This window comes from Paenibacillus sp. GCM10027630 (genome assembly GCF_042676305.1).
Taxonomy (GTDB): domain Bacteria; phylum Bacillota; class Bacilli; order Paenibacillales; family NBRC-103111; genus Paenibacillus_S.
This window is the reverse complement of the sequence record NZ_JBHTGY010000055.1, coordinates 13,200-36,463: the sequence shown is the minus strand read 5'-3', so window position 1 is coordinate 36,463 and position 23,264 is coordinate 13,200. Positions and strand designations below refer to the sequence as shown.

Sequence of the window (23,264 nt, the reverse complement as noted above, 5' to 3'; positions counted from 1 at the left end):
TGGAATCGATCCAAAGTTAGCGGGTTGATTGGAAAAATTCAATCCATTCCCCATCTGGACCATGAAAGAAAAAATAACGTGAGCCATTCGGCAGCGTTATAATCTCTGAATCAATAAGCTTAACATGCTGAAGCAGCTTAATACGTTCGAATTCTTCCTCCACATTGTCGACAGTGAAAGCAATATGATGAACTTTCCCTTCCTGCGGCAGCTTATCGTTATACCCCTGGATAAGCTCAACTTCGGTTTCACCGGATTGATCGAATCCAAGAAATGCAAGTTGAATAACCCCATTGGTATGAAGCAGCGTGTCTTTTAATACGAGCCCTACCACTTCCCGGTAAAACCGGATTGATTGCTGTAAATCGGACACCATAATTCCTATATGCTCAATTTTTTTCCGTGCCATATGGTTACCTCCCAATTATTGTTTATTATCCATCTTATCCAATATTGGACACGTATACAACTCAGGTCGACCTTTCATTCAAAAGAGTTGGTAATTCACTTGTAATTATTTCGTAACTTCGATATAGTTAGTTATAGAAGAACATGGTGTTATACTACTTAAGGAGTGATTTTATGATCCGTATTTATCCTTCAACTTCCCGCCATTCTTCCGATCATGGCTGGCTGCAGAGCAATTTCAGCTTTTCCTTCGGCGATTATTACGATCCCGATAATACAGAGTTCGGGCCGCTGCGGGTGTATAACGATGATGTGATCGCTGGGCATCGAGGCTTTGGAGCACATCCTCATCGGGAGATGGAGATTGTGAGCATCGTCTTGGAAGGACAGCTTAAACATGAGGATAGCACCGGACACACAGCGATTACCGGCTTCGGCGGCGTGCAGCGTATGTCCGCAGGTACTGGAATCATTCATTCCGAAGTAAATCCGTCGGATGAGCCCGTTAGCTTACTGCAAATATGGTTCACACCGGATCAGCGCCAACTAGAACCCTCTTATGAGACCTCTAACTATGACCCTGCCAAGCTGACAAACAACTGGTTGCCTATCGTATCCAATCAATCAGGCCCTGGTGTAGCCCACATTCATCAGGATATGACTATCTATATGACCAAGCTTGAAGCAGGCAAATCCCTTTCCTTTCAACAGAAGGAAGGACGCAGAATCTATGTGCACATAATTGAAGGTACCGTTACCCTTAATGAAGGCAACCGCTTGAATCGCCGTGACGCAGCTCGAATTTCCGATTTATCTTCTCTTACCGTAAATAGCGAACAGGATTCCATGCTGTTGCTGATTGATTTGCCATAATCGATTGAAAGAAAGGAGATGATGGCCTCATGCAAGCCGAAACGAAAAAACATTTATATATAAAACATGCCGTAGGCAGCCGAATGTTATTTGATGTTTCCGGAAGGAATAAAACATTCGAATTATCGGATTGTTCAGGAGGCTGGAAGATTGTCATAGCTGACGTGGAACCGGAAACTGCCCAGCTTCTGGTATCCAACGATATGGAGCTTAATATTTTTTATTTTGTAGAGCAGCCTGGACAGCCCGTCCAAAAAAACTGGTTATATGATAAGGATCGTCCATTAATTTCCTATGATAATGTTTCGCGCCAATGTGTAATTCAGGTCGACTCCAAAATGGACTATAATAACGAAAAAGTGTGACCAATCAATCCCTCCATCCCGCTCTGAACGGTTGTTATTTGTATACACAATCTTACAAAAAAACCGCCAATCATCTAAACTCTCAGATGATTGGCGGTTTGGCCGTTCTTAGGAGCCTAACACTTTTTTACCGCGAGGTTTCGTGCCCACAGCATCAGGCTCCAAAGTAATGCCTATCGTATCGAATTCACTCTCTGCAGGATTCAGATCATGCGTCAAAACGCCGCTCCCATCGTCATTAACCCTGAAGGTCCCCCCGTTGAACCTGGTTCCTTTCTTGACGATCCAGACCTGGTAAGCTTGATCTCCCGCATTTTCTCTAAGACCATTGACCTGTACTACCAACTGCTGCTGCTGCCCCTGCTGCTTGATCCAGCAATGACCATTCGCTGCAGGCATATTAGGGTCGAAGGCTTTCAGTGCATATTGCTCTACTACCTGTGCAGGAGCCGCAATTTTACTGCCTGAAGGGAAACGTGCTATACCGTATTCATTGAGTCCCCAGCCCACCGTAGCCCCTACCAGTATGCATACGACTGCCGCAGCGGCAAATGACCATCTACTTCGCCTTGGAGCCGATCTAATTTTGTTCACTAATGGAGCCGCTTCTGGCTCGGTCACTATTTGCCCGATTGAATTCACAGACTCATGAATCTCTTGCAAAATATGATTCAGCATTTGTTCTTTAACCGAATCCTGAAGCTCCACTTCCTCCATCTCAAAGGGGAGTGTTCGCCAGATCTGTTGCAGTTCTATTAATTCATCTCTGCACACCTGACAAGAACTCAAGTGAAGATTGAAGGTTTCTTCCTCTTCTGGCGGTAATTCTTTCAGGAAGTAGGGAAATACTTGCTCGCAGAGGTTATTTCCTTCAGTCATGGCCGTTCACTCCTCTCCGTCAGGTTTCAGTTGCTTGCGTAAAGTTTTTAACGCTTGATGCAATCTGCTTTTTACCGTTCCCAAAGGCTCTCCGTTACTCTCAGCAATTTCATTTAACGTATAGCCCTCCCAATAGAAAAGGCGAATAAGCTTGGCTTGGCTTTCCGTTAAAAAGCCGTAGGCCGCCTCGATCTGCTGTTTAAGCAGCATACGTGAGATTGCATCCTGAAGCTCATCCTGCTTATACAAGCCTGCGAGCTCAGCTTCCGTCGAGGTTTGTTCAAAAGAGACAAGACATTCCTGCTTACGCTGCTTTCTGAGTTGATCTATAGTGACATTTCTAGTCACAGTAATAAGCCAGTTAACAAACTGGCCTTTGCTCGGATCATAGCCCTTCTCCGTCGTCCAGATGCGGGTGAATACCAATTGTACGATATCCTGAGCGAACTGGGGATCACTTCCCGCTCCTGATTTGACGGCAAACGAGTAGACGAGCCGCACGTAGCGTTCATATAACATACGCAGAGCAGCGCTTTGCTTTTCTTTTATCTGCTGCATCAATTGCTCATCCGAATATAGCTGCACGTGATCGGCGCTCCTCAAGTCGCTAAGGACTCCCTCAATATAAGTAACGAATAAAATAGCCTTACAGTTTATTGTTATCTTCTTATATTTATAATTTTTTTGCAATAGGTTGGCCCTTTGTTTGCATAAAAAAAGCCCGATAACCCGGGTTACCCCAGTTATCGGACTCGCCTTGAATCACTTGACTATAATCGTAGCTTTCATTCCTTCCTTATGTGGTTGGCAATAGTAAGTGTATACACCAGGTTTTGTGATCGTAATGGATTCCGATTCTCCCTTGCCCAGCAGCTTCGTTTCAAACACCGGCTTACCATCTTCATTTAGCAAGTCGGACACCGCATTATGCATGACTGGATCGTTATTTGTAAAAGTAATAGTTGAGCCGGCCTCAACAGTAAGTTCTTTCTCAGAAAAAGCAAATTTGGCAATTTCAATTGAGTATGATTTAGGGTCAGCTTTAACGGCTGGCTTTGCGGCGGCAGTCGGATCAATTACATACCACACCTTGCCGACATCTTGACCTTTTACCTCGCCAGGCTTCATGTCTTTAACATAATAATACAATGGCCAGCCTTGGTAAGTAGTTTGCTTAGTGCCGTCTTCACGAGTTATGGTTGCGAAATCAGCGGCTTTCAACTCGCCCATTACAGGCAGATGTTCCGTATAGAAGATCGGCCAGTTAACTTCGCAATTGCCTTTACAAACGCTTAAATTTGTCGAGTCCTTCGTATACAAATACAATGCCATCCCTCTGGAGTCTGCTATATACTTGCCTAGCCCTTCCTGACTGGCAACTGTAACCGCAGAATGATTCAGGACCATCCATACTTGATTTACGCCCTGCCCTTTGACATCCCCAGCTTTTTCGTCCTTGGCATAGTAATATAATGGCCATCCCTGGTATGTAGTCTGCTTTTTGCCATCCTCGCGAACAATTGTCTTGAAGTCGGCCGCTTTCAACTCGCTTGGAACCTGGATACTCTCCGAATAATAAATCGGCCAGTTCGTTGCGCATTGGTCTTTACAAGTACTTACATCCGTTGTGTCCTTCATGAACATATATAATGTCTTGCCCGCTCCGTCTACCAAATAAGAGCCAAGCGCTGCATCCGTTGCTATACGGATTGATGCATACTGTGCGCCAGACGCTTTTGCAGCATCAACGACCTTTTGTTCGACCAATGTATCGAGCAGCGTCTTGCTGCCCCCCTTTACTTTCACTTTCAAAGCTTCAACTGTAGCGGTTGCAATATGCCCATTACGAAGCGAACCCGCATTCGCTACTTGCGACAATCCTAAGCTACCCGAAAAAGCCACTGTTTTGTCATATGTAAAATCGCTATCTTGCTTGTAGCCTAGTGATTCCAGCAGTACTTTGTAGTATTGCTGTGCGGTTATTTGTCCAGCAGGCTCGAACTTACCGTTGCCGATTCCCGACCAACCCAGCTGCGGGTTCGCTTTCAAATAAGCAAGTATAGACTTGTTGCTGTCGCTTACCAGATTAGCATCGGTGAAGTTGTCTTTACCGCTGAAGCTGGCAGCGGCTGTTTCCAATCCTTTTAGACGAAGAAATAAAATAGCTGCCTGCAGTCTTGTAGTCGCTTTGGCCAAATATGCGTCGCTTACACCATTGCCATCACCTTGCAGTACGCCTAAATCTGCGACAATTTGTACATCCGTTTTAACTTGGCTAGGAGTTGCTGCTTCCGCTGCCCATGCTGGAAATGCGCTGCCAAGCATGAAAGCACCTGCCAATAACCATGCTGCTGCTTTGCTTCTTTTGCCCATACGAATTCATACCTCCCAAGAATAATAAAATTATGTTCAATTAATCTACTCATCTCAGGAAACGTACATAGTAATGAAAGGGTTTTATCACAAGTAAAAAATATATCCTGAACTTCAATTGCAATCAATAGATCGTCTTATGGTGCCAAGATAATTACATGAATCTCATGTGGACATTAACGATAATTCGAACCATAGGAAAAAGAGCCCTACGTGGAAATACCACACAGAGCTCCTTATGTACTATTGTTTAAATGTTCTCTACAATAGGAGTAGAGGATTGTGATGCCGAAGGCGGGACTCGAACCCGCACGATAGTCACCTACCGCAGGATTTTAAGTCCTGTGCGTCTGCCATTCCGCCACTTCGGCAAAGGCATAACTTAAAACCAACTATTATCGTACTTCCACGTTTGTATAGGATAAGTCCATACAATGATTAATTCAAGGGAATTGGGGTTATGGGCCCTGAGGGACTCGAACCCCCGACCAATCGGTTATGAGCCGACCGCTCTAACCAACTGAGCTAAGGGCCCTTGATGAATTGGTTGCGGGGGCAGGATTTGAACCTGCGGCCTTCGGGTTATGAGCCCGACGAGCTACCGGGCTGCTCCACCCCGCGTTGGTTGGTTAGCCTGTCATAGCGACGAGACTTATTGTACAACAGATGAAAAAGAAATGTCAAGGAAATATTTTCACATTATTTTATATTAAATAACGCACGCCAAATCGACCCTTTTTTGACCGGAATACTTCAACCTCTTGAGGGCATTCATAACCGTAAATCCACCAATCTTCTTCCATTCGTTTAGCCAAACATCCTGCTTGAAATTTACTCTCGTATAATTTAACCCAATAAATCCAATTCATAAGGTCTCACTCCACTTTATTAAATGTATATTACTGCTTATGGGGCATATGGTTAGCATAACCAAAAAGAAGTTCCCTTATTTGATTCAGGAAACAAATTTTCCCCACTTGGAGAGGCGATTAATCAAAGGTATAATATTACATAAGATATGCACATGCTTACCATATCAGTGTATTACGTTGTCTCAACATGTGCTTTCTAAAGATTACTTAGTGCATATTTGAGCTCACGCATTTCATCTCAGTTTGAGCCCGCCAGGGCATTTTAGGAGGTGACCCATATGTTATATGGCATAGCAGTTTTTCCATCACAAGAAATTAAAGAATTTGCGAATCATTATCGAAGAAGATACGACCCGCAATTTGCATCTATCGAGCCGCATTTGACGCTTCGTGCACGTGAAGACTGGACAGAAGAGCAGCTGCATAAGGTCCATAGCCATTTGAAGCATGTAACGGCAGCCTGCAAGCCACTTGAGCTTCATTTCAACCGGTTCTCCACCTTTTTCCCGGTTAATAATGTAATCTACATGGCTTTATCCGATCCTGAACCACTGGAGGCTTTATACAACCTGTTATGCAGCGGGGTTCTTGAGGAAATGAACAAACCCTACGCCTTTACACCCCATCTGACCGTAGCTCAAAATTTGGACGATGATGAGCTGCATGATGTGTTCGCCAGTCTTAGACCGAAATCTTTGGACATGGGCTGTACCATCGATCGTATAATGCTCTTGAAGCTATCAGATGATGGTATATGGCAGCCATTGGAACAATTTGCATTGGGTGTTTAAATCAATCCTAAGCCTTTGTNCTTAAACGTAAGAGCAACTCTTGTTCCCTAAACAAACAAGCCGACCCTAGAGGGTCGGCTTGTTTGTTTAGGGAACTATTCAATAGGGATAAGGACGGAAACTATTGAGTAAACACTCCAAGCAATCGTTTGGAGTCACCCGCAGGTGTTGAGAACCATTCATACAGCTTAATCGTTAAAGGACGTTCCAACTGCTCGGAAGTCGCGTCCAGCATAATGTTATTTTCACCTGTTATAAGACGGTTAGCACCGATAAAGCTAATTTGCTTTGTTCCTATTAAATTATTCGTAGAGTTGTAAATTTCCAACTGCAGCTTGGAGAAGCTTGCATCAACCTGTATTTGCTCGGCCCTCTTCAATTCAAGATCAAATCTGGCTTTGTACGAATAAGTCATATCACCTTTACGATTATACAAAGGTGAAACTGTCCAATAATTGATTTTCGCATCAAATGGGTACACGCTGAACTTATCGTTGCCATCCATTTGCTGCAGATTGATTCCGTATGCCGCAATTGTTGTTTTGTATGGCGCAGCTTTTTGTGTATCATTGACTCTTATGACAAGACCTGTGCCCTTTTCAGAAGCCGGAAGTGTGAAAGCATAGTTGATAACTAATCCAGAATTTGGCAATATTCGCTGAGTTGCTATGTTTTGGCGATTACCTGTATAGGTAAATCCGTCGGAGCTTACCAGATCGGTTTGGAATACAGGAACAGCTATTGGCTGATCGCTCTTGTTAAAGAGTTTGAATTTAGCAGTAACACTCTTGGACCCTTCGTCTTCATTGTCATTCATGTGCATTTCAACTACGGAAACATTTAAATTCGGATGAATTAATTCACTCAACGTATCAAATTTCATCGTCTCACCCATTTGGTAAGATGAATATGATGCCGGTGTGGAAACATTAGGTAGAAGTATGCTCAATCTGCCAACATTGTACTTGACCGTTACGGGCTGTCCTCCTTGACCACCACTCGATTGTGAGAACTGTTCAGGTGTCAATACATTGATGCTGGACAATACGGTGTCATTATCCGTAGGGACGGCATAGTGAATATATTTTTTTTCATTAGCCTCAAGGATAATCTCGTCTTGTTCAATTTTTTTACCTGAAAAGGACTGGGTTTCCGACCTACCGTCAATTACAAATTCAGGAAGTTTTTCACGCTGCTGAGCAGGATTCGTTACCAGAAATTGAACGACCTGAACCGTTCCCTTATCCGTTACTTCCTTCTCAATGCTAACCGGCTGGTATTGAAGCGGTGAAAGCAAGGATGGAACCGCAAACGGTTCGCCCCACTTCTTAACTGCTGCAGGATTCGTAATTGGCATGTCACTGCCCTTCCAAGCTTGACCATTGATAGGTACGGATACCATTAACGTTTCCTTCTTCGGGTACACGTAATAGTCTACATCGGTCCAGTTAACCTCAGACAGAGTAACTGTATCCGTACGATCAATATCGCTCAAATAGCTCAGCTCAGTATTGGCCTTAGGCTGAATGGACTTAGGATTCGAGGCGCTTGCCTGCAAGGTGTATTCCACGCCTTCATTCGTTTTCACACGCACCTCATATTCCGGTACACGGGAGATAGAGGAACCGTTATTCCTCATTCTTACTATAACGCCAATCCTTGTTCCTCCGAGCACACGTTCGTTCAAAACACTCTTAATCTCCACACTCAAAATATCATTAAGCTGATAGGATGTGCTCCCAAGTGCTTCTGCAGCACTGTCTACTGGTTCTGCTGCTATAGCTGCATAGCTTGATGTCATTAGTGAAGTAGATATAACTACAGATGCTACTGTCTTTTTCCAATTTATTTTCACTTGTTTCTCCTCCAGTTAGTAGAAATTATTTCGCTAATTGAACTTTTTCTTTATCCTTCAGCTGATTTTGTCCGAATATGATTAGCTGCTCCCCTTCCTTAACCCCGGAAAGCACCTCTTGATTCGTTTCATTCAAGCGTCCCAGCTGTACCTTGCGTTTCTCTGCCGTGTCGCCCACAAGCACGAATACGAAAGTATCCCCGCCTTCGCGCACCACACTTAGTGTTGGTACTGTAATAACCACTTCGTCCTTCTCCTCTGTCAATAAAAGCTGTACCTTGCTGCCTGGTTTAAGCTTCGTATTCGCATTAGGCACTTCCAACTCTAACGAGTAAGATTTCGATTGAGTGCTCATAACATTAGCTAAGTAGCTGACCGTTCCTTTTAGCTTTTCTGTGCTGCCTGGAATATAAAAGCTCAATTCGTTTTTGCCGCGAACTAATGCAGCAGACGCCTCAGTTAATTCAGCTTTAATTTTAATAGGGTCCAGCTGTTGAACCTGTGCGGCTCTAAACCCACCGGACAAGCTCATGCCCACCTCGATAGGAAGCTCAGTTAACACACCGCTGACCGGAGCTTTTAGCTCCAGATTGTCTAAAGTACGATCAGCTTCGCGAACAGAAAGAGTGGATGATTCCATTTGAGTTTCCAGTTGTGACAAAGAATTTGTTGTTTCCAAAGTGTTCAGCTTATTTTTGGCGCTTTCCAAATCCAGCTTGATGTTGTTGAACTGCGTTTCCATTTGATCTAATTGGAACTTGGTAATAAGACCCAAATCATAGTCATTGCGTGCTTTGCTGTAATTTTTTTCGGCGTCTTTTACGGCTGTCTCTGTTTTAGTTACGGCATTTTGCAAATCAACCTTTGAGTTAGCCAAATCTTCCTTGGCTTTTGTCAGCTGCTGAGAGGCACTTTTTACACCCAGGACTCCTCTTTGCTTTTGCAATTGCACATCAGTAGGGTCCAACTTAACAATAACTTCACCCTTTTGAACGGAATCTCCACGTTTCTTATAAATTTCCAGCACATCGCCATTTACTTTCGTTACTATATCCATGGAGATTGAAGAAACAATGTCAGCAACTTGCTCCTGTGGATCTCCAATTGACTTTTTAGAAATCTTATCTACCTTTACTGTCTTTAAGACCGTTTCTGCAGCATTTGGCTGTGGCTGGGCAGCCGGACTGGTGCAGCCTGTTATTAGAGCTGCGCTCAAGACAACGGCACCCACCACTTTCGTACTTTGTTTAACTGTATTCATGAGTGTCAAGTTCATTTGCCGATTCTCCTTTTCCTTATATCCCTAATAGTTATTAGTGTGTAACGGGAGCTGACTGGGATGCAGACTCAGTATCCGCTTGATTCTTTTTATTAACTAGTCTTGATGCTCTGCGTTTTAATCCTTCTATTAATTCATAAACAATCGGTACAACAAGCAAAGTAAGGAAGGTTGAAGTTGTCAATCCGCCGATAACAACAACCGCCAAGCCCTTCGAAATAATTGTACCTTTGGATAATCCAAGTCCTAGTGGTGTAAGAGCCAGAACAGTAGCTCCCGCTGTCATTATAATCGGTCTCAAGCGTGTCATTCCCGCTTCTACTAAAGCATCACGAACGCTGTAACCAGCTTCACGCAGCTGCTGCACGCGGTCTACAAGTACAATCGCATTCGTTACAACGACACCTATCAGCATGAGGAAGCCGATCAAGGATGTAATGTTTATCGATTCTTTAGTGAATAGAAGCCCGAACAAACCGCCGATCGCCGCAAGAGGAAGCGAGAATAGTATCGCGAACGGCGCGCTCGCATTACCAAAAGCAAGCACCATAACCAAATATACAATAAATATGGAAGCACCCATGGCAATAAACATTTCACCAAAGCTCTTCTGAATATCGTCAGTTACCCCTTTAACTTCAGTCCGGACGCCCGAAGGAAGCTCTACCGATTTTAGAGCAGCAGCAACCTTCTGACTGACGCCTCCCTTATCCACATTATCAATTTTGGCCGTTACGCTGACGATCTGTTCTTGCGCTTCACGACCGATTGCCACTGGCGCATCGATTTGGCGTATTTTTGCAATATCATTAATGGATACTGTCAAGCCAGTCGCCGTTTTGATCGTAAACTGACCCACCTTTTCAATGGAATCTTTAAAGCGGGAGTCCAGCATTACCTTCGTTTCATAAGTAATATTATCAAACTTCAGATCTCCGATCGCTTCTTCAGCCAACCAACTGCGAACAGTCTCCATTATTTGTGGTGAGGTTAATCCATACATTCTGGCTTTATTTTGATCAACCGTAATTTCTACCTCTGTTTTGGATTCACTTAGACTATCTTTTATATCTATCAGCTCAGGGAATTCTTTCATTTTCTCTCTTACCGCTGCTGCACCCGCCTTTAATTGGTTAAGATCCTCACCTTTCAAGGCGTAAGAGAAATCCGCTCCTCCACTAGGAGGCCCTCCGGAAAGCAGCATTACTTCAACATTCGCACTTTTTGGTACTGCATATTCGATGTTTAGTTTTAAATCTTTCACAACCTGTTTAGCATCCGATGCTTTGGAAACTTCAGCAAAAAACTGAGAACGGTATGGAATCCGGTCCGAACCGCCATTGTAACCCGTTAGTGATTCGATATATACGAAGGTGGGCTTTCCGGCAGAATCTTTTGATTCTCGCATCATGGCTTCAATTTCTTTTACTTTGGCGTCCATCGTTTCCAATTTCGTTTCACGTGGCATTTTGATCGTAACCTGCATTAACTTATCTGCTTCACTCTCCGGCATAAAGCCTACTGCCAAGTTAGGAATAGTTACAACAAGTGTTACTATAAACATGAGGAATGCAAGCAAAAGTGTTTTAATTCGGTTTCTTAGTGACCAGTTCAATGCTTTTTTATAAGTTAATGCCATTTTTCCTACATGATTTTCATCGTGATGAGGAATTTTCTTACTGTTCATTACCAATAGCTTAGCCAGCATAGGAATTACCGTTAATGCCACAATCAAAGAAGACATCAGGGCACATACCAGGGTAATTGCGAAGGGCCGGAACACTTCTCCGAGCACGCCGCTTACCATAGCAATCGGTGCGAATACCCCTACCGTAGTAATAGTAGAAGATGTAATCGCTGAGGCTACCTGCTTGGTCGCCAGCTTGATGACAGATTCATTACGATCCTGCGCTTTCAACAGCTGGCTGTATATATTTTCAATAACGACTATACTGTCATCTACGACCCGTCCTACGGCAATCGCCATACCGCCCAAAGTCATAATGTTTAATGAAATATTAAGTGGAGCCATCAACAATAGCGTAGTTAAAATAGATAAAGGAATGGAGACCAAGACGATCAAGGTCATACGAATATTTCTTAAAAAGAGTAAGATCATTACGGAAGCCAGAATGGCACCAAGCGAGCCTTCCTGTAACATTCCGCGTACCGAATCTTTAACATCAACCGCAGAGTTGTAAATGGTATGGAACGTAATATTCGGATAAGCTATCTTCCATTGTGCCATTAGCTTATCTGCATCATCAGCAAATTGTACGGCATTAGCATTTTTTGTTTTAAATAAATGGATCCCAATCGCCGGCTTGCCGTCCAATCTTGAAATGAAGGTTGATTCTTGAATCGCTTCTATTTTGGCAAACTGCTTCAACAGTAAAGTGTCACCAGATGGTGCGCTGATTTTCATATTTTCCAAATTGTAAATCGTGTTCAATTCCGTTTTTACGCGAACCATTTGTGTATTTCCACTAAAATCAACGGATCCCGTAGGACTTGACATCAATGCAGCCTTGATGCTGCCTGCAACCTGTCCCGGTGTAAGGCCATAGTTGTTAATTGAGTTGGCATCGAGTTTCAGAGTTAATACCGCCTCCTGATTCCCGATCGAATCGACATGGTCAATCCCTTTGATGCCGTTAAAGCCTGGTAAAATAACGTCCTTGTATACCTTATCGAGATCATTCTGGTTCATACCGTTGTTGGCATAAGCCGACAAGTAATAAACCGGTTCCGATGCAAAGCCCATGGTAGCTACTTTAGGCTTTTCGGAGCTCTGTGGCAGCTTAACGTTAGAAATCAGGCTTTCAACATCTTTCTTAACATCATCGGGCTTCTTGTCTTGCTCCAGCTCGATAACCACCTGTGAAAAATTGTCGCTTGAGTTAGAGGTTAATTTCTTAATCCCTTCCAAACTGGCAATCGCTTTTTCAAGCGGCTTTGTTACATCCTCCAGCACATCTTTAGGCGGCGCTGTATATTGGGTCGTAACAATGACAACCGGGAACGTAATGTCCGGCATACTTTCCATCTTGAGCGTGGTCGCTGCATAGGTCCCGCCCCCAAACAGCAGCAGAATCAAAATGATAACAGCTGCGACGTTTTTCATCGAAAACTCAGTTAACTTATTCATCTCTCTACTCCTCCATTACTTTTGCTGACTTTTTAGACGAAGATTTTTTGGCTACCCCTTCAATTTTATAATTAAAAAATGGGAATACTTATTCACTTGGTGGAAACAGCCGTTCTCGTCTTTCATTCCATTCCTCCTCCAAGCCATCCAAACGATTCAAAAACATCTGGTGCAGCTCTTTCATTTCGATAAATCTTCGTTTAGAAATGTCATGAGATTGCCGCTCTGGCTGTTCAATATTTTCCAAGCTGTTAAACAGATGTAAAGTTGATTCAATTTGCTGCAAAACGCGCCTCATTTTAATAATGCTGTTCTGAACCGCGGTCATACTGAAATCTTCGGATATGTAATAATAATCTTTGCGGTCGCTGCTGGTGGGCAGTTTTTGGCACATTAAATGCTTTTCAAGAGTTCTCACCTGAACGCTGATTGCTGCTTTAGTGACACCGAGTTGATCCGCCATTTCTTGAAGACTGACCGGTTCCGCTGCAAAAAGCAAATAAGCAAAAATTCTCCCAACCAATGGGCTGAATCCTTCATTTTCAAAGCTCAGTGACATGTGGTCGCTCATTTGCTGCTTAAGGCTGGAAAATGAATGATCTGATGGTTTCATAGCAATCCCCTCAATTTTGCACATTATGATCGTTAAGATTGTTGTTAACGATAATAACATAAAACCTTTTGAAAAATGTGTCAATACATTTTTAGAAAAATTAACCAAAGGTTCATAAATGGGACCAACCTCAATAAACCGCCCTATCATGCTTATCGCATTGTCGACAGGGCGGTTTATTCTAATTTTTGTTATTAATCTGTAGTTGAGAACCAATCAATTTTTTTAGTAGCCAGCAGCTTTTTCTGACCCTGGAACGAGTCGTATATGCTGAGCTTGTAGGTTTTAAGCGTTTCTAATTTATAGATAAGATCTTGGTCACGCTCGATAATTTTAACGCCGTCATGCTTGCCCAGCTTCAGCTTCGTAATGTTAACATCATCACCAGTACTTTCAACAATAGAGTCGCTAGTATCAAAGTCTTTAAAATCAAATTCTCTGCTAAACGTTTTATTGCCGTTTTCATCTTCTAAACCAATAATCAACTTGCGGCCTTCTGTATTGGATTCCATCAATAAATTTTTGGTTAGTTCATAGTTAAAGGTGAGCTTCAGTTGGCCTTGCAGCAACCAGGTGTTAATATGGTTCATTGAGAACGTATACGGCAATATGTCGACATTCATCAAATCATCCTGAACAGTCCGAATTTCGTTCGGCAGCCAGAAAGCTGCGGCATTAACATAAGCATTAGGTACGGCATCCTTCTCGGTATATTTATCGTCCGTTACTGCCTCCCCTATCATAATATGCACATTGGAGGACTGGAAGCCTCTAGGGAGCGTTCCAGATAGAAACAGTAAGGCAGAGGCGTTAGGACCGATCTTTTTCTTAATTTCTGATACAGCTGCAGGATATACGGTACCATCCGTCGTCTTGAATTGAGCGACCAGCTTGGATATATCCGTGAATCGTTTCTCCAGGTTCGTAGCTTCAAGCTGGACAGTGAAAATATCGGCTGTGTCACCTGAGTAGGTTTTGATGCTTCTTACGTTGTAGCTCGCATTGCGACCTACGTTTGTCATCTTGTGTGTTTCTCCGACATTCAGATAAGGGATATTCAGCAGCTCGGAGCTATGCGCAAACTCCAGCAGCTCCTCCTTCTCCGTTTCACTTGTCTTCTCCTCAAGAACGAGCTTAACCGTAGTAAATTCATAGGTGTAAGGCATTTTTCCAATGAATTGAAAATTAGCCGAAGCCCCTTTGGCCAGCCCGATCGTTTTATCCGTCTTGATCAGCTTGGCTTCTACCTTCACGTTATCATCCAGCATGAAATAACCGGCCAAATCAGGAAGAGGAAGCGCCTCTACTCCCTTATTCAGCAAAGTAATATTAGCCGCCAAAATATCCTGGTCCTCCCAAGGTAAACGTTGGAACGAGTTCAGCTTGGTTGTGTAGGTGCCCTTCTTGTTTGAAAAGTTATATTCAATACCCGTAGCAACCGTATCCGTGGCCGATACAGGCGGAAGCTGGAAATAAGCAATCGGCAGATTAAGCTTTAATTCAGCAGACTCCTGGACAATTACCAGCTGCCAGCCTTCTGTACTGACGGCAATCGGAACGGAGCCGGATAGCTCCACCTCTTCTTTTACTTGAGGATTAATGGTTAATTCTTTATTTTTCTTCGCATCCAGCGGGTACATGTACCCTTCTGCTGTACGCAGCAAGTATTGATACCCTGGAACTTTAGCAGAACGATTGCCTATATTCTCCATGTTTAGGATGACGGTTGGCGAATAGTTCTTCTCATTTTTGGTCAGAAGCACTTTTTTTATCGATGTTTTCACTTCGGTTCCAGTCATATTAATTGCATGTGAATCATCTGCCGGTGTCACAGTCGAATAATTGTCAGGAACAGCAATATCCCCTATCTTACGTTCGAAATTGGGCTGGCTGAAATCCCATTTTATGAATTCGAACATCAGATCATTAAGCTCTGTAGTCTCATTAAGAGCTGCATAAAAGTTTATATCCTGCACGGATTTGGCCGAAATTTTGTTTTTGTCTTTATCCTGGGGCAGTACTCGGACCGATATTTGATTTCCGGACTTTGTCAGCACATGAACCCAGTAATCAATGAAGAGTAAATCGGTACTGCTTTCATTATGGACACTCACTGTAAAAGTAACGGTCTTGCCTTTCTGCTCAGTAAGCATAATAACATTCTTCAGTTCAAAAAAACTGCCGCCGTTCAACGATACTGTCCCGAGAGATGGAGCACTGCCTGTAGATAAAGTTGATGAACTTCCATTTGAGGACGGAGCTGACGAGCTGTCAGCGGCAAATGCCGGGACAGCACTGCCGAAGCTCAGTACAGCTGCTATTAATAGTACAACGGTTGCATTCTTCTTACTTCTCATGGTGTAATTACCCTCTTCCTCCATTTATGGGTCCATCGGGGTTATTTTTGAGCTGCTGGAGCATCGCGTCGCCATCGGTCTGCCATTTTTTCAATGCATCCCGAACTTGAATTTTTCCTTGGGTTACATCGTTAAACAAACGCCGTCCAATATCTTGCACTTGATACAGATTTCGGTTGTCTCTATAAATCTTGCTATCCGGTTGAGGAGCCGGTGTTAGTGTTGTGAAAGCTTCGATGTGGAATTGCACACCATCTTTAGGTTTGATGTACTTTTTACGGGTAACAATCTGGTAAGAGCTGCTTGACTTGAGACGAGCCCAATCCTCACCATTAATAAACTTAATGAACTTCCAGGCATCCTCAATATTTTGAGCCTTGGCATTGACTCCCATGATCCCATTCATTCCGATTTGGCCGCCCATATCCGGCGCTTCAGGATGGACAGGTAATGTTACAACATCCCAGTCGATTGGTGTAAATCCTTTTACATTTTGAGCATTTTTATTGGCATTATTGATTTGACTGATTTGCCCATAATTAATAATCGACATAGCCACCCGACTTGACAAGAAGTCGTCGAATTGGAACGGGTTAAATACCTCACCACTCGCACTGTTCATGGCACGACTTTTCATCATCGCCGGCTCTTGCTGACTAGGTGTCACTTTGTCCTGCGATAGCTGGAGCATCTTCTTCCATACTTTTTCCCACTGGTCGGTATCAACGGTCATATGCTCGGCTTTCTCATCGAACATACTCAGCTGCAAGGGAGCCGTGTACATTTGCATCGAGTAAAACATATCCCCCATGGATTGGGTAGAAAACGAGAAGCCATATTTGCGGTCTTCTCCCTCCCCTTTAGTTAAACGTTTTGCCAGATCAAATGTTTCATCCCAAGTCATTTTATCTTTCGGATAAGCTACGCCCGCTTCGTCAAACATCCTTTTATTATAAATAAGAGCGGATGAACTAAAGTTCGGCGCCAGCGCATACAGCTTGCCATCGCCCATCTTCTTTAATCCGTCAATTACAGCCGGAACCATATCCGAGGTATCGAATTTATCCTTGGTGATCATAGGGTCCAACTGCGTTAATAGATTGCCCCCGATCAATTCACCAAGCTGGTCATAGCCTACCATCACGACATCCGGCGGATTAGCGCCCTGCATCACTTCTTTAAGCTTAACCATTGGATCAACTGGCTTTGCATTAGGGTCCTGCCTTCCGTAGCGGAAGCTTTCATCCATCGTAGGTATCATTTCCAGCTTGATAGTTGGATTGGCAAATTCAAAAACCTCCGTAAACTGCTGGCGGAAATATTCATCATCACCATATCCGAAGCTCGTTGCGATTCTAAGCACTCTTTCCGTCTTGCTGTCACCGCTTTGCGTCTTGCTGCATGCAGCCAATAAAGGCAAGGTAAGACTCGTACATACGGATAATACCAAAGCTTTTTTTACATAGGGTTTCATTCTAGCACTCCTCCAAATATATCATTCTTAAATCTGTATAAAATATAGTACTATAATGCTTTAGGTGGGCGTATTATGATTTTCTCCCCATCAAATTCCATCGAAGCTTTGTTATCAATTTTGAGTGCTTGCAGGTAGGCTTTTGGAATTTGCATTCTCCCCGCTCGGTCTAATACGACATATTCCTCATGCGCATCTTGAATGGTATTCGAATGCGGCCCATCAGAGGCCCCAAACTCTACCTGATCCAAATTCGGATTGCGTTTGATAAATTCCGTGCTGGTCATGCCATCGCGGATAGCTACTACACGATCCACTTTACCGGCAAGCGCCATATCATGGGTAACAATAACGATTGTGACTCCAAGCTCCTGGTTCAACTTACGGAAAATATCCATAATCATATCGGAGGTTTTCGTATCGACAGAGCCAGTTGGCTCATCAGCCAGCAGAAGCGACGGTCTGTTAGCCAGAGAGATGGCAATAGCGACACGCTGCTGCTCCCCACCTGACAACTGCTGAAGCTTATTGCCCATCCGTTCCTTAAGCCCAACCCATTCAAGCAGCTGCTTGGCATAAGCCCGGTCATACTGACCGCTCAGCATCATTGGCATTTCAACATTTTCCAACGCTGATAAATAGGGCACTAAATTGCGCGCGTTATTCTGCCATATGAAGCCAACCGTTTTACGTTTATACTGTACAAGCTCTTCGTCGCTGATCTTTAGCAAATTCCATTCTCCAACCTGTACCTGGCCGGCCGAGGGACGATCAAGACCACCCAAAATGTTGAGTAGCGTTGATTTACCACTGCCGCTGTTTCCAATGATCGCCATCATTTCGCCGTTGGTAATAGAGATGTTAAGCCCTTTTAATGCAACAACTTCGATATCATCCGTTTTGTAAATTTTGACGAGCTCTTCACATAAAATCACCGCTTATTTCTCCTCTCCGAGTTTCACGGCTTGATGCACCCTCAGCCTACGTATATGAAGGAACAATAATCCTGCTCCCGTAAGCATCATAAAAGCTACCACAATATAAAGTTGATCTGTATCTCTCGCGTTAAATACGACCCGGAAAGGCGGAACCTGAGTCTTAACATTCTCTGCAGTTTGCAAGAAAGGCAGGAATAAATAGCTGGTCAGCTTGCCGATTCCAACTCCAAGTGCAATTGAAAGCCCTGCAGTAAAGCCTTGCTCGAGAAGGAGCATGCCCGTCAGCTGTCTACGGGACAGACCCATTGCCCTAAGCACCCCAAACTGCACAACCCGGCTGGAGAGATTGAAGAACCAGTACAGAATGTAACCAACCAATGACACAAGCACGGATACAAGGAAGCCGAGACTCAGAATCCCGAATACACCGCCTCTGGCAGGATGTTTGTTCTGCGTTATAAGCTCGTTGCGGACATCCTTCATACTTGCTATTTGAATTTGCTTCGCATTCAACGCTTCAATAAGCGGTGCTGCCTTCGCCCCATCTTTCATCTTTAGCCAAACCTCATAAGGTGTAACGGGTGCTTGATCATAAATATAATCCAAATTAGCAATGAAGAACGGCATCTGATCCGGATATTGACTCGGCCAATAAGGCACAGTTGCTACGACAACAAATTCAACCAGCTGCTGCTGGATGGAAATGCTAATGATATCGCCTTCCTTGATGTGGTTCTTCTCAGCAAAGGAGGTTGGCACAATAACAGCCTGCTCATAGGTTCCCAACAGGTTCAAATATTGATAAGGATGCGCCTTGAACAAGTCATTCCGGAACCAGGCCACCTTCGCAAAATCAACATTATCAATCCCCATCAGCATCCCCTGTCCAAAGGATTTGCCGGATACTACAACATTACCTTTAGTACGCAAAACGCGGGCTGCATGTTCAACTCCCTCCATCTGCTGGTACACTACAAAGGGCGGCTCAACGTACCGCAATTTAGGAGGTGGTTCTTCCATCCCACCTCCAGGGTTCCCCCCGCCGGCTCCGCCGCCCTGCTGTCCACCGCCAGAATTGCCCCCGGATCCTCCACTGCCTCCCTGCGACCCACCTGCCCCGCCGTTTCCGCCTGAGCCATTACCGGAGCCGCCAGCTCCTCCATTTTGTCCGCCGGATTGATCCTGTGGCAGGTCGTCAGAAACACCATCCCAGACAGCCTGAATGACAATGTCCGTTCCATAAGCATAAAGCGTTCGATCTGTTGAGTTCAGATCAATCGTCCGGGCCGCCGAGGAGTTATATACGCCGAGACCTAATGTCAAGATCAACAATAGCATCAGCGGATAATACGATTGTGCGGAACGAGACAGCTGTGTCAATGTCAAGTAAACCGGAACTGGCAAGAAGCGCTTGCCCAACCAATTCCACAGCTTTAGCAGCCAAGGAAAGATGCGAAGAAAAAATAACCCTAACGCAATAATGGACAATGCCGGTACAAAAAATAACAAAGGATGTACCTGCAGCTGATCGGTGGTCAATCCGGTTTGAGCGGATAACACTTGCCGTTGGTCAAACAAATAGTAGCCATAGCCCACAATTCCGATCAGCAGTACATCCAGAAACCATTTTTGCCAAAATGGAGACCGATCCGAACGGGCCAGCTTTTGCTTATAGCTAACAATTGACGCCCGTGCAAATACAACTGCGGGTATGACACTCGCAAGCAAAGCTATTACAACGGCAACCACGCCATAGGTTATAGCTTCGACCGATACACCTATCGGTACTGATTGACGATCCACAAAGGTCAGGAATCCGCTTGAGGAGCCAATGCTCTTAGCCATGAACCAGCCAAGAACTGGACCGATAATCAATGCTGCAACTCCGAGCAGCAGTCCTTCCAGTAAATATATACCAATAATTTGCCTTGTGCTGCCCCCCCTGCTGCGCAGAACAGCAATGACACTGCGCTGGCGGTCCAACGACTGTCGGGCATTCATCACAATATAATAGAACACCATTGCAATCATCGGGGCTGCTAATGTAAATAGCAGGATTTGAAGCTGTAAGCTTTGTGTTTTGAATTCCTTAAGAATCGGGATAAACGACAGGTCTACCCTAGTGTTTTTCAATTTTTGATACAAGGTGACATCAAGTCGCTCCAGCGTATTTTCCAACGGCGACAGCTGGCTCGTTTGAATATTACGTAAATCAAATGCGTAGTACCAATTCGCCAGGTTCAAAGGAATTTTTTTCTGCTTCAATATGTAATCTTGAAAACCGGACTCGCTCATAAAAAAAGTATTAATGAGGCCTTCCATCCCTTGAAACCAGTAAGGATCATTATCATCCTTGGCCTTAATGGTGCCGGCTACCCTAATCTTTAGCGGAGCAATACCAAGCCCTCCACTGATCGGATACGTAAACACATCCCCGATATGTATATCATTACGATACATGGCTTCTTCCAAAATAACCGCTTCAACAATACCACCGGTTACTTGATCAGAGAACCATGCACCCTGCTTAATTTCGGCACGTTCCTTCAGGCTGTTTTGTGATAACAGAGTCATCTGCCGCTTTTTGCTGGGATCTACCTTCTGGGGATCATCCGGAGTCAGCTGAGAAGCCCTAATGGAATAGCTCTTGACGTAAGCTTGGTATGGAAATGCGATGTCCTTAGGAAGTTCATTCTGTATGTATTGGTCTGCATCGTTCAATGAGTCCAGATCAGCCTTGTCATTGCCCGCCACTTGAAAGCGGATCAGCACGGAGCCGGCAGGTAAGCCGCCTGTTTTCTCTTGCAGAGACTTAGTGACGACCCTTTTCAAAGAACCGTCCGCGTACATGGGAATGCTCGTCGTAAAAGCTACCGCCATTATCAAGCCAAGCAAGGAGCTTAAAGTCAACCAGCGCGTATTCCACATTTTACGGTATAAAAAACGAAGCATTGGGATTGACATTATCGGCCCACTACTTTCTGTCCAGACGTTAGTCCTTTAATAATCTCGACGTCAGTAGCCGTTTGCTGACCTATTTCCACATCCACTTCCTTCTTATTTCCTTGTTCATCTACGACCTGTACATAATTACGACCCGAGTAGGAACGCAGTGCAGCTAATGGAATAGTGATTGCTTTTTCTTTGCGCTGGGTAATAACGGATACGCTTAGAGGCGTTCCTCTATTCAATCCTTGAGGCAGAGCATCCAGCTGTACGACTAAATAATTATCTATCGTATCTATAGGCTTCGGCTGTCCATTGCCTCCATTATTGCCTTGAATATAGCCTCCGTTATTATTCCCATTGCCATTACCATTGTCCACCTTAGGAATGGGCAGCTGCGTAACTTTCCCCTTGTGCTGGCCGGCTCCATTAATATCAACAACCGCCTCCATTCCGACGGAAACCTTCTTCAAATCCTCGGTGTTCAATGTTGCCACAACCGTTAACTGCGATAAATCTGCTATTGTCGCAACAACATCATAGGCTTGGGCGGAATCCCCTTTTTTCATATAGATCGTAACGACTGTCCCCGCAAAAGGTGCAGCCAATTTGGCATTCGCAATTGTGGTTTCGAGCTTAACCAATTCTTCTCGTCTCAGCTCAAAATCTATTTTGGCCTGCTCCAGCGCCTCAGCGCTCATTTCATCCGCTTTGCGCATGGATTCAATCATAGCCAGCTCATCCTTGCGTGTTTGCAGCCTTTGCTGCTTCAGCTTGCTCTCCTGCTCGGTGACATCCAGCTCGGCAATGATCTGTCCTTGCTCCACCTTGTCGCCATTCTTTACATTCATAGCTTTTATGCGGCGGTTGGCTTCGTCGGTAAAATACAAATCCTCTTCCTTGGTTGCCATCATTCTGCCGGAGCCTCTAACCTTTGTTTCCAATGTTTCAGTTTTTACTACATATTCCGGCTTCTTAGACAGCTTGGGAGGCGCGATAGCTGGAAGTGTCTCCTCCTCATCCTCCTTGGGCAGCAGCGAACAGCCGGAACCAACTGCCAATAAGGCAGCCATACATGCGATTAAAACAGGCCTCGCGGCTCGTCTATGTGTTAATAAATTTCCCATCCACCATTTCGAATACATGGTCGGCAACCTCCATAATTGTCGGATCGTGTGTTGTCATACATATGGTAACTTGCTCGGTTTGAATAATATCACGGAAAACGGCCATTACCTGTGCCCCCATTTGGGAATCCAGCTCGGCCGTTGGCTCATCCGCTAATAAGAGACTCGGCCGGTGGGCAATCGCTTTAGCAATAGCAACACGCTGCTGCTCGCCTCCCGATAGCTCGAAGGGACGATGGTGCATTCGCTTGCCTAGCCCTACCAAATCAAGGCAGTGAGCTGTACGTTTTTTCCATTCAGAACGAGGCACATTAGCCATTCGGAGTGCCAGCTCTACATTTTCCCAAGCCGACAGCAGCGGCATCAAAGCAAATGACTGGAATATAAACCCAATTTCCTTGCGCCGTACCAATGTCCTCTGGTCGTCACCGCTTTGATGGAATGGATGCCCCATGAAAACAATCTCTCCCTTATTAGGCTGATCCAATCCGCCAATCATATTAAGCAGTGTAGTCTTCCCTGAGCCCGACCGACCCTTCAGCATAACAAGCTGCATCGGAAACAAGGCCATATCGATTCCCTTCAGAACATCCAATTGACGACCTCCTACTGAAAAAGAACGTTCTACACCCGTTACAGTAAGCAGAGGTTTGGTCTCATCAAATTGGCGTGGGGCGAATAAAGATCCGCCGCTTGAAGAAGCTGATGATTCTGAAGCATTCTTATCAATTAGCATTGATAATTCCGCTGCGTCCGTTTCACCAAGAGATCCCCTCAAATCATCTTGTCCCGATACTTTTGTTACATTTTGATTCATTCCATCTGTTTCTGATTCTGATATCACCTCTGTAGAAACCTGTGCCGTGGAATCAGGATCCCGCTTCGCTGCGGTACTTCTGGTTATGCTTTTGGATCGAAGCCAACCCATCATCTCGCAATGCCCTCCTGCCGGTAATATCTATGTAT

General features: G+C 44.4%; 17 protein-coding genes and 3 tRNA genes. 3 read left to right on the top strand and 17 right to left on the bottom strand.

Annotated features, from left to right (window positions below; translation table 11 throughout):
• Positions 1-16: 16 nt before the first annotated feature.
• Positions 17-409, bottom strand: a complete 393-nt coding sequence (locus tag ACFQ0C_RS26195; protein ID WP_258216444.1) for a VOC family protein — start codon at positions 407-409, stop codon at positions 17-19.
• Between the two features lie 173 nt (positions 410-582).
• Here ACFQ0C_RS26195 and ACFQ0C_RS26190 point away from each other — a divergent pair, with 173 nt between their 5' ends.
• Both ACFQ0C_RS26190 and ACFQ0C_RS26185 read left to right on the top strand, forming a co-directional pair.
• The gene (locus ACFQ0C_RS26190; protein ID WP_379370993.1) at positions 583-1,281 is read left to right on the top strand and encodes a pirin family protein; all 699 of its coding nucleotides are present in this window, start codon (positions 583-585) and stop codon (positions 1,279-1,281) included.
• A 29-nt stretch (positions 1,282-1,310) separates the two neighbouring features.
• Positions 1,311-1,646 (top strand): hypothetical protein, encoded by a 336-nt coding sequence (locus tag ACFQ0C_RS26185; RefSeq protein WP_379370991.1) that lies wholly within the window; start codon positions 1,311-1,313, stop codon positions 1,644-1,646.
• A gap of 108 nt (positions 1,647-1,754) precedes the next feature.
• Here the strand turns inward: ACFQ0C_RS26185 and ACFQ0C_RS26180 are convergent, their stop codons facing one another.
• The 6 genes from ACFQ0C_RS26180 to ACFQ0C_RS26155 form a co-directional block, all read right to left on the bottom strand.
• Positions 1,755-2,525, bottom strand: a complete 771-nt coding sequence (locus ACFQ0C_RS26180) for an anti-sigma factor (protein ID WP_379370989.1) — start codon at positions 2,523-2,525, stop codon at positions 1,755-1,757.
• A gap of 6 nt (positions 2,526-2,531) precedes the next feature.
• On the bottom strand, positions 2,532-3,110 hold the full coding sequence (locus ACFQ0C_RS26175; protein ID WP_379370987.1) for an RNA polymerase sigma factor: 579 nt from the start codon (positions 3,108-3,110) through the stop codon (positions 2,532-2,534).
• Positions 3,111-3,287: 177 nt separating this feature from the next.
• On the bottom strand, positions 3,288-4,898 hold the full coding sequence (locus tag ACFQ0C_RS26170; protein WP_379370985.1) for a plastocyanin/azurin family copper-binding protein: 1,611 nt from the start codon (positions 4,896-4,898) through the stop codon (positions 3,288-3,290).
• Positions 4,899-5,184: 286 nt separating this feature from the next.
• Positions 5,185-5,269, bottom strand: a tRNA-Leu gene (locus ACFQ0C_RS26165).
• A gap of 90 nt (positions 5,270-5,359) precedes the next feature.
• Positions 5,360-5,433: transfer RNA gene (locus ACFQ0C_RS26160), tRNA-Ile, on the bottom strand.
• A gap of 9 nt (positions 5,434-5,442) precedes the next feature.
• Positions 5,443-5,519 (bottom strand) — tRNA-Met (locus ACFQ0C_RS26155).
• Positions 5,520-6,048: 529 nt separating this feature from the next.
• On the opposite strand from ACFQ0C_RS26155, the gene ACFQ0C_RS26150 reads away from it, so the two are divergent.
• Complete coding sequence (locus ACFQ0C_RS26150; RefSeq protein WP_379370983.1) at positions 6,049-6,561, top strand: 2'-5' RNA ligase family protein; 513 nt, start codon at positions 6,049-6,051, stop codon at positions 6,559-6,561.
• Positions 6,562-6,682: 121 nt separating this feature from the next.
• Here the strand turns inward: ACFQ0C_RS26150 and ACFQ0C_RS26145 are convergent, their stop codons facing one another.
• From ACFQ0C_RS26145 to ACFQ0C_RS26100, 10 genes are all read right to left on the bottom strand, one after another.
• The gene (locus ACFQ0C_RS26145; RefSeq protein ID WP_379370981.1) at positions 6,683-8,416 is read right to left on the bottom strand and encodes a hypothetical protein; all 1,734 of its coding nucleotides are present in this window, start codon (positions 8,414-8,416) and stop codon (positions 6,683-6,685) included.
• A 25-nt stretch (positions 8,417-8,441) separates the two neighbouring features.
• On the bottom strand, positions 8,442-9,692 hold the full coding sequence (locus ACFQ0C_RS26140) for an efflux RND transporter periplasmic adaptor subunit (protein ID WP_258216452.1): 1,251 nt from the start codon (positions 9,690-9,692) through the stop codon (positions 8,442-8,444).
• A 37-nt stretch (positions 9,693-9,729) separates the two neighbouring features.
• Positions 9,730-12,843 carry an efflux RND transporter permease subunit gene (locus ACFQ0C_RS26135; protein ID WP_379370978.1) on the bottom strand — a complete coding sequence of 1,038 codons (3,114 nt, stop codon included), beginning with the start codon at positions 12,841-12,843 and terminating at the stop codon, positions 9,730-9,732.
• An 88-nt stretch (positions 12,844-12,931) separates the two neighbouring features.
• The gene (locus ACFQ0C_RS26130) at positions 12,932-13,456 is read right to left on the bottom strand and encodes a GbsR/MarR family transcriptional regulator (RefSeq protein ID WP_258216454.1); all 525 of its coding nucleotides are present in this window, start codon (positions 13,454-13,456) and stop codon (positions 12,932-12,934) included.
• 194 nt (positions 13,457-13,650) lie between these two features.
• Positions 13,651-15,813 carry a hypothetical protein gene (locus ACFQ0C_RS26125; RefSeq protein ID WP_379370976.1) on the bottom strand — a complete coding sequence of 721 codons (2,163 nt, stop codon included), beginning with the start codon at positions 15,811-15,813 and terminating at the stop codon, positions 13,651-13,653.
• A gap of 7 nt (positions 15,814-15,820) precedes the next feature.
• Positions 15,821-17,287, bottom strand: a complete 1,467-nt coding sequence (locus ACFQ0C_RS26120) for an ABC transporter substrate-binding protein (RefSeq protein WP_379370974.1) — start codon at positions 17,285-17,287, stop codon at positions 15,821-15,823.
• 50 nt (positions 17,288-17,337) lie between these two features.
• Positions 17,338-18,222, bottom strand: a complete 885-nt coding sequence (locus ACFQ0C_RS26115; protein WP_379370972.1) for an ABC transporter ATP-binding protein — start codon at positions 18,220-18,222, stop codon at positions 17,338-17,340.
• A gap of 3 nt (positions 18,223-18,225) precedes the next feature.
• Positions 18,226-21,189, bottom strand: coding sequence for an ABC transporter permease (locus ACFQ0C_RS26110; RefSeq protein WP_379370970.1), 2,964 nt, complete (start codon positions 21,187-21,189; stop codon positions 18,226-18,228).
• Positions 21,189-22,316 (bottom strand): efflux RND transporter periplasmic adaptor subunit, encoded by a 1,128-nt coding sequence (locus tag ACFQ0C_RS26105; protein ID WP_379370968.1) that lies wholly within the window; start codon positions 22,314-22,316, stop codon positions 21,189-21,191. Before ACFQ0C_RS26105 ends, ACFQ0C_RS26110 begins: the two co-directional genes overlap by 1 nt.
• Complete coding sequence (locus tag ACFQ0C_RS26100) at positions 22,276-23,229, bottom strand: ABC transporter ATP-binding protein (protein WP_379370966.1); 954 nt, start codon at positions 23,227-23,229, stop codon at positions 22,276-22,278. The genes ACFQ0C_RS26105 and ACFQ0C_RS26100 overlap by 41 nt, the downstream gene beginning before the upstream one ends.
• Positions 23,230-23,264 lie beyond the last annotated feature (35 nt).

Coding starts and splice junctions, on each gene's coding strand:
- ACFQ0C_RS26195 (WP_258216444.1), bottom strand. CDS start 409: ATGGCACGGAAAAAAATTGAGCATATAGGAATTATGGTGTCCGATTTA.
- ACFQ0C_RS26190 (WP_379370993.1), top strand. CDS start 583: ATGATCCGTATTTATCCTTCAACTTCCCGCCATTCTTCCGATCATGGC.
- ACFQ0C_RS26185 (WP_379370991.1), top strand. CDS start 1,311: ATGCAAGCCGAAACGAAAAAACATTTATATATAAAACATGCCGTAGGC.
- ACFQ0C_RS26180 (WP_379370989.1), bottom strand. CDS start 2,525: ATGACTGAAGGAAATAACCTCTGCGAGCAAGTATTTCCCTACTTCCTG.
- ACFQ0C_RS26170 (WP_379370985.1), bottom strand. CDS start 4,898: ATGGGCAAAAGAAGCAAAGCAGCAGCATGGTTATTGGCAGGTGCTTTC.
- ACFQ0C_RS26150 (WP_379370983.1), top strand. CDS start 6,049: ATGTTATATGGCATAGCAGTTTTTCCATCACAAGAAATTAAAGAATTT.
- ACFQ0C_RS26140 (WP_258216452.1), bottom strand. CDS start 9,692: ATGAACTTGACACTCATGAATACAGTTAAACAAAGTACGAAAGTGGTG.
- ACFQ0C_RS26135 (WP_379370978.1), bottom strand. CDS start 12,843: ATGAATAAGTTAACTGAGTTTTCGATGAAAAACGTCGCAGCTGTTATC.
- ACFQ0C_RS26130 (WP_258216454.1), bottom strand. CDS start 13,456: ATGAAACCATCAGATCATTCATTTTCCAGCCTTAAGCAGCAAATGAGC.
- ACFQ0C_RS26125 (WP_379370976.1), bottom strand. CDS start 15,813: ATGAGAAGTAAGAAGAATGCAACCGTTGTACTATTAATAGCAGCTGTA.
- ACFQ0C_RS26120 (WP_379370974.1), bottom strand. CDS start 17,287: ATGAAACCCTATGTAAAAAAAGCTTTGGTATTATCCGTATGTACGAGT.
- ACFQ0C_RS26110 (WP_379370970.1), bottom strand. CDS start 21,189: ATGTCAATCCCAATGCTTCGTTTTTTATACCGTAAAATGTGGAATACG.
- ACFQ0C_RS26105 (WP_379370968.1), bottom strand. CDS start 22,316: ATGTATTCGAAATGGTGGATGGGAAATTTATTAACACATAGACGAGCC.
- ACFQ0C_RS26100 (WP_379370966.1), bottom strand. CDS start 23,229: ATGATGGGTTGGCTTCGATCCAAAAGCATAACCAGAAGTACCGCAGCG.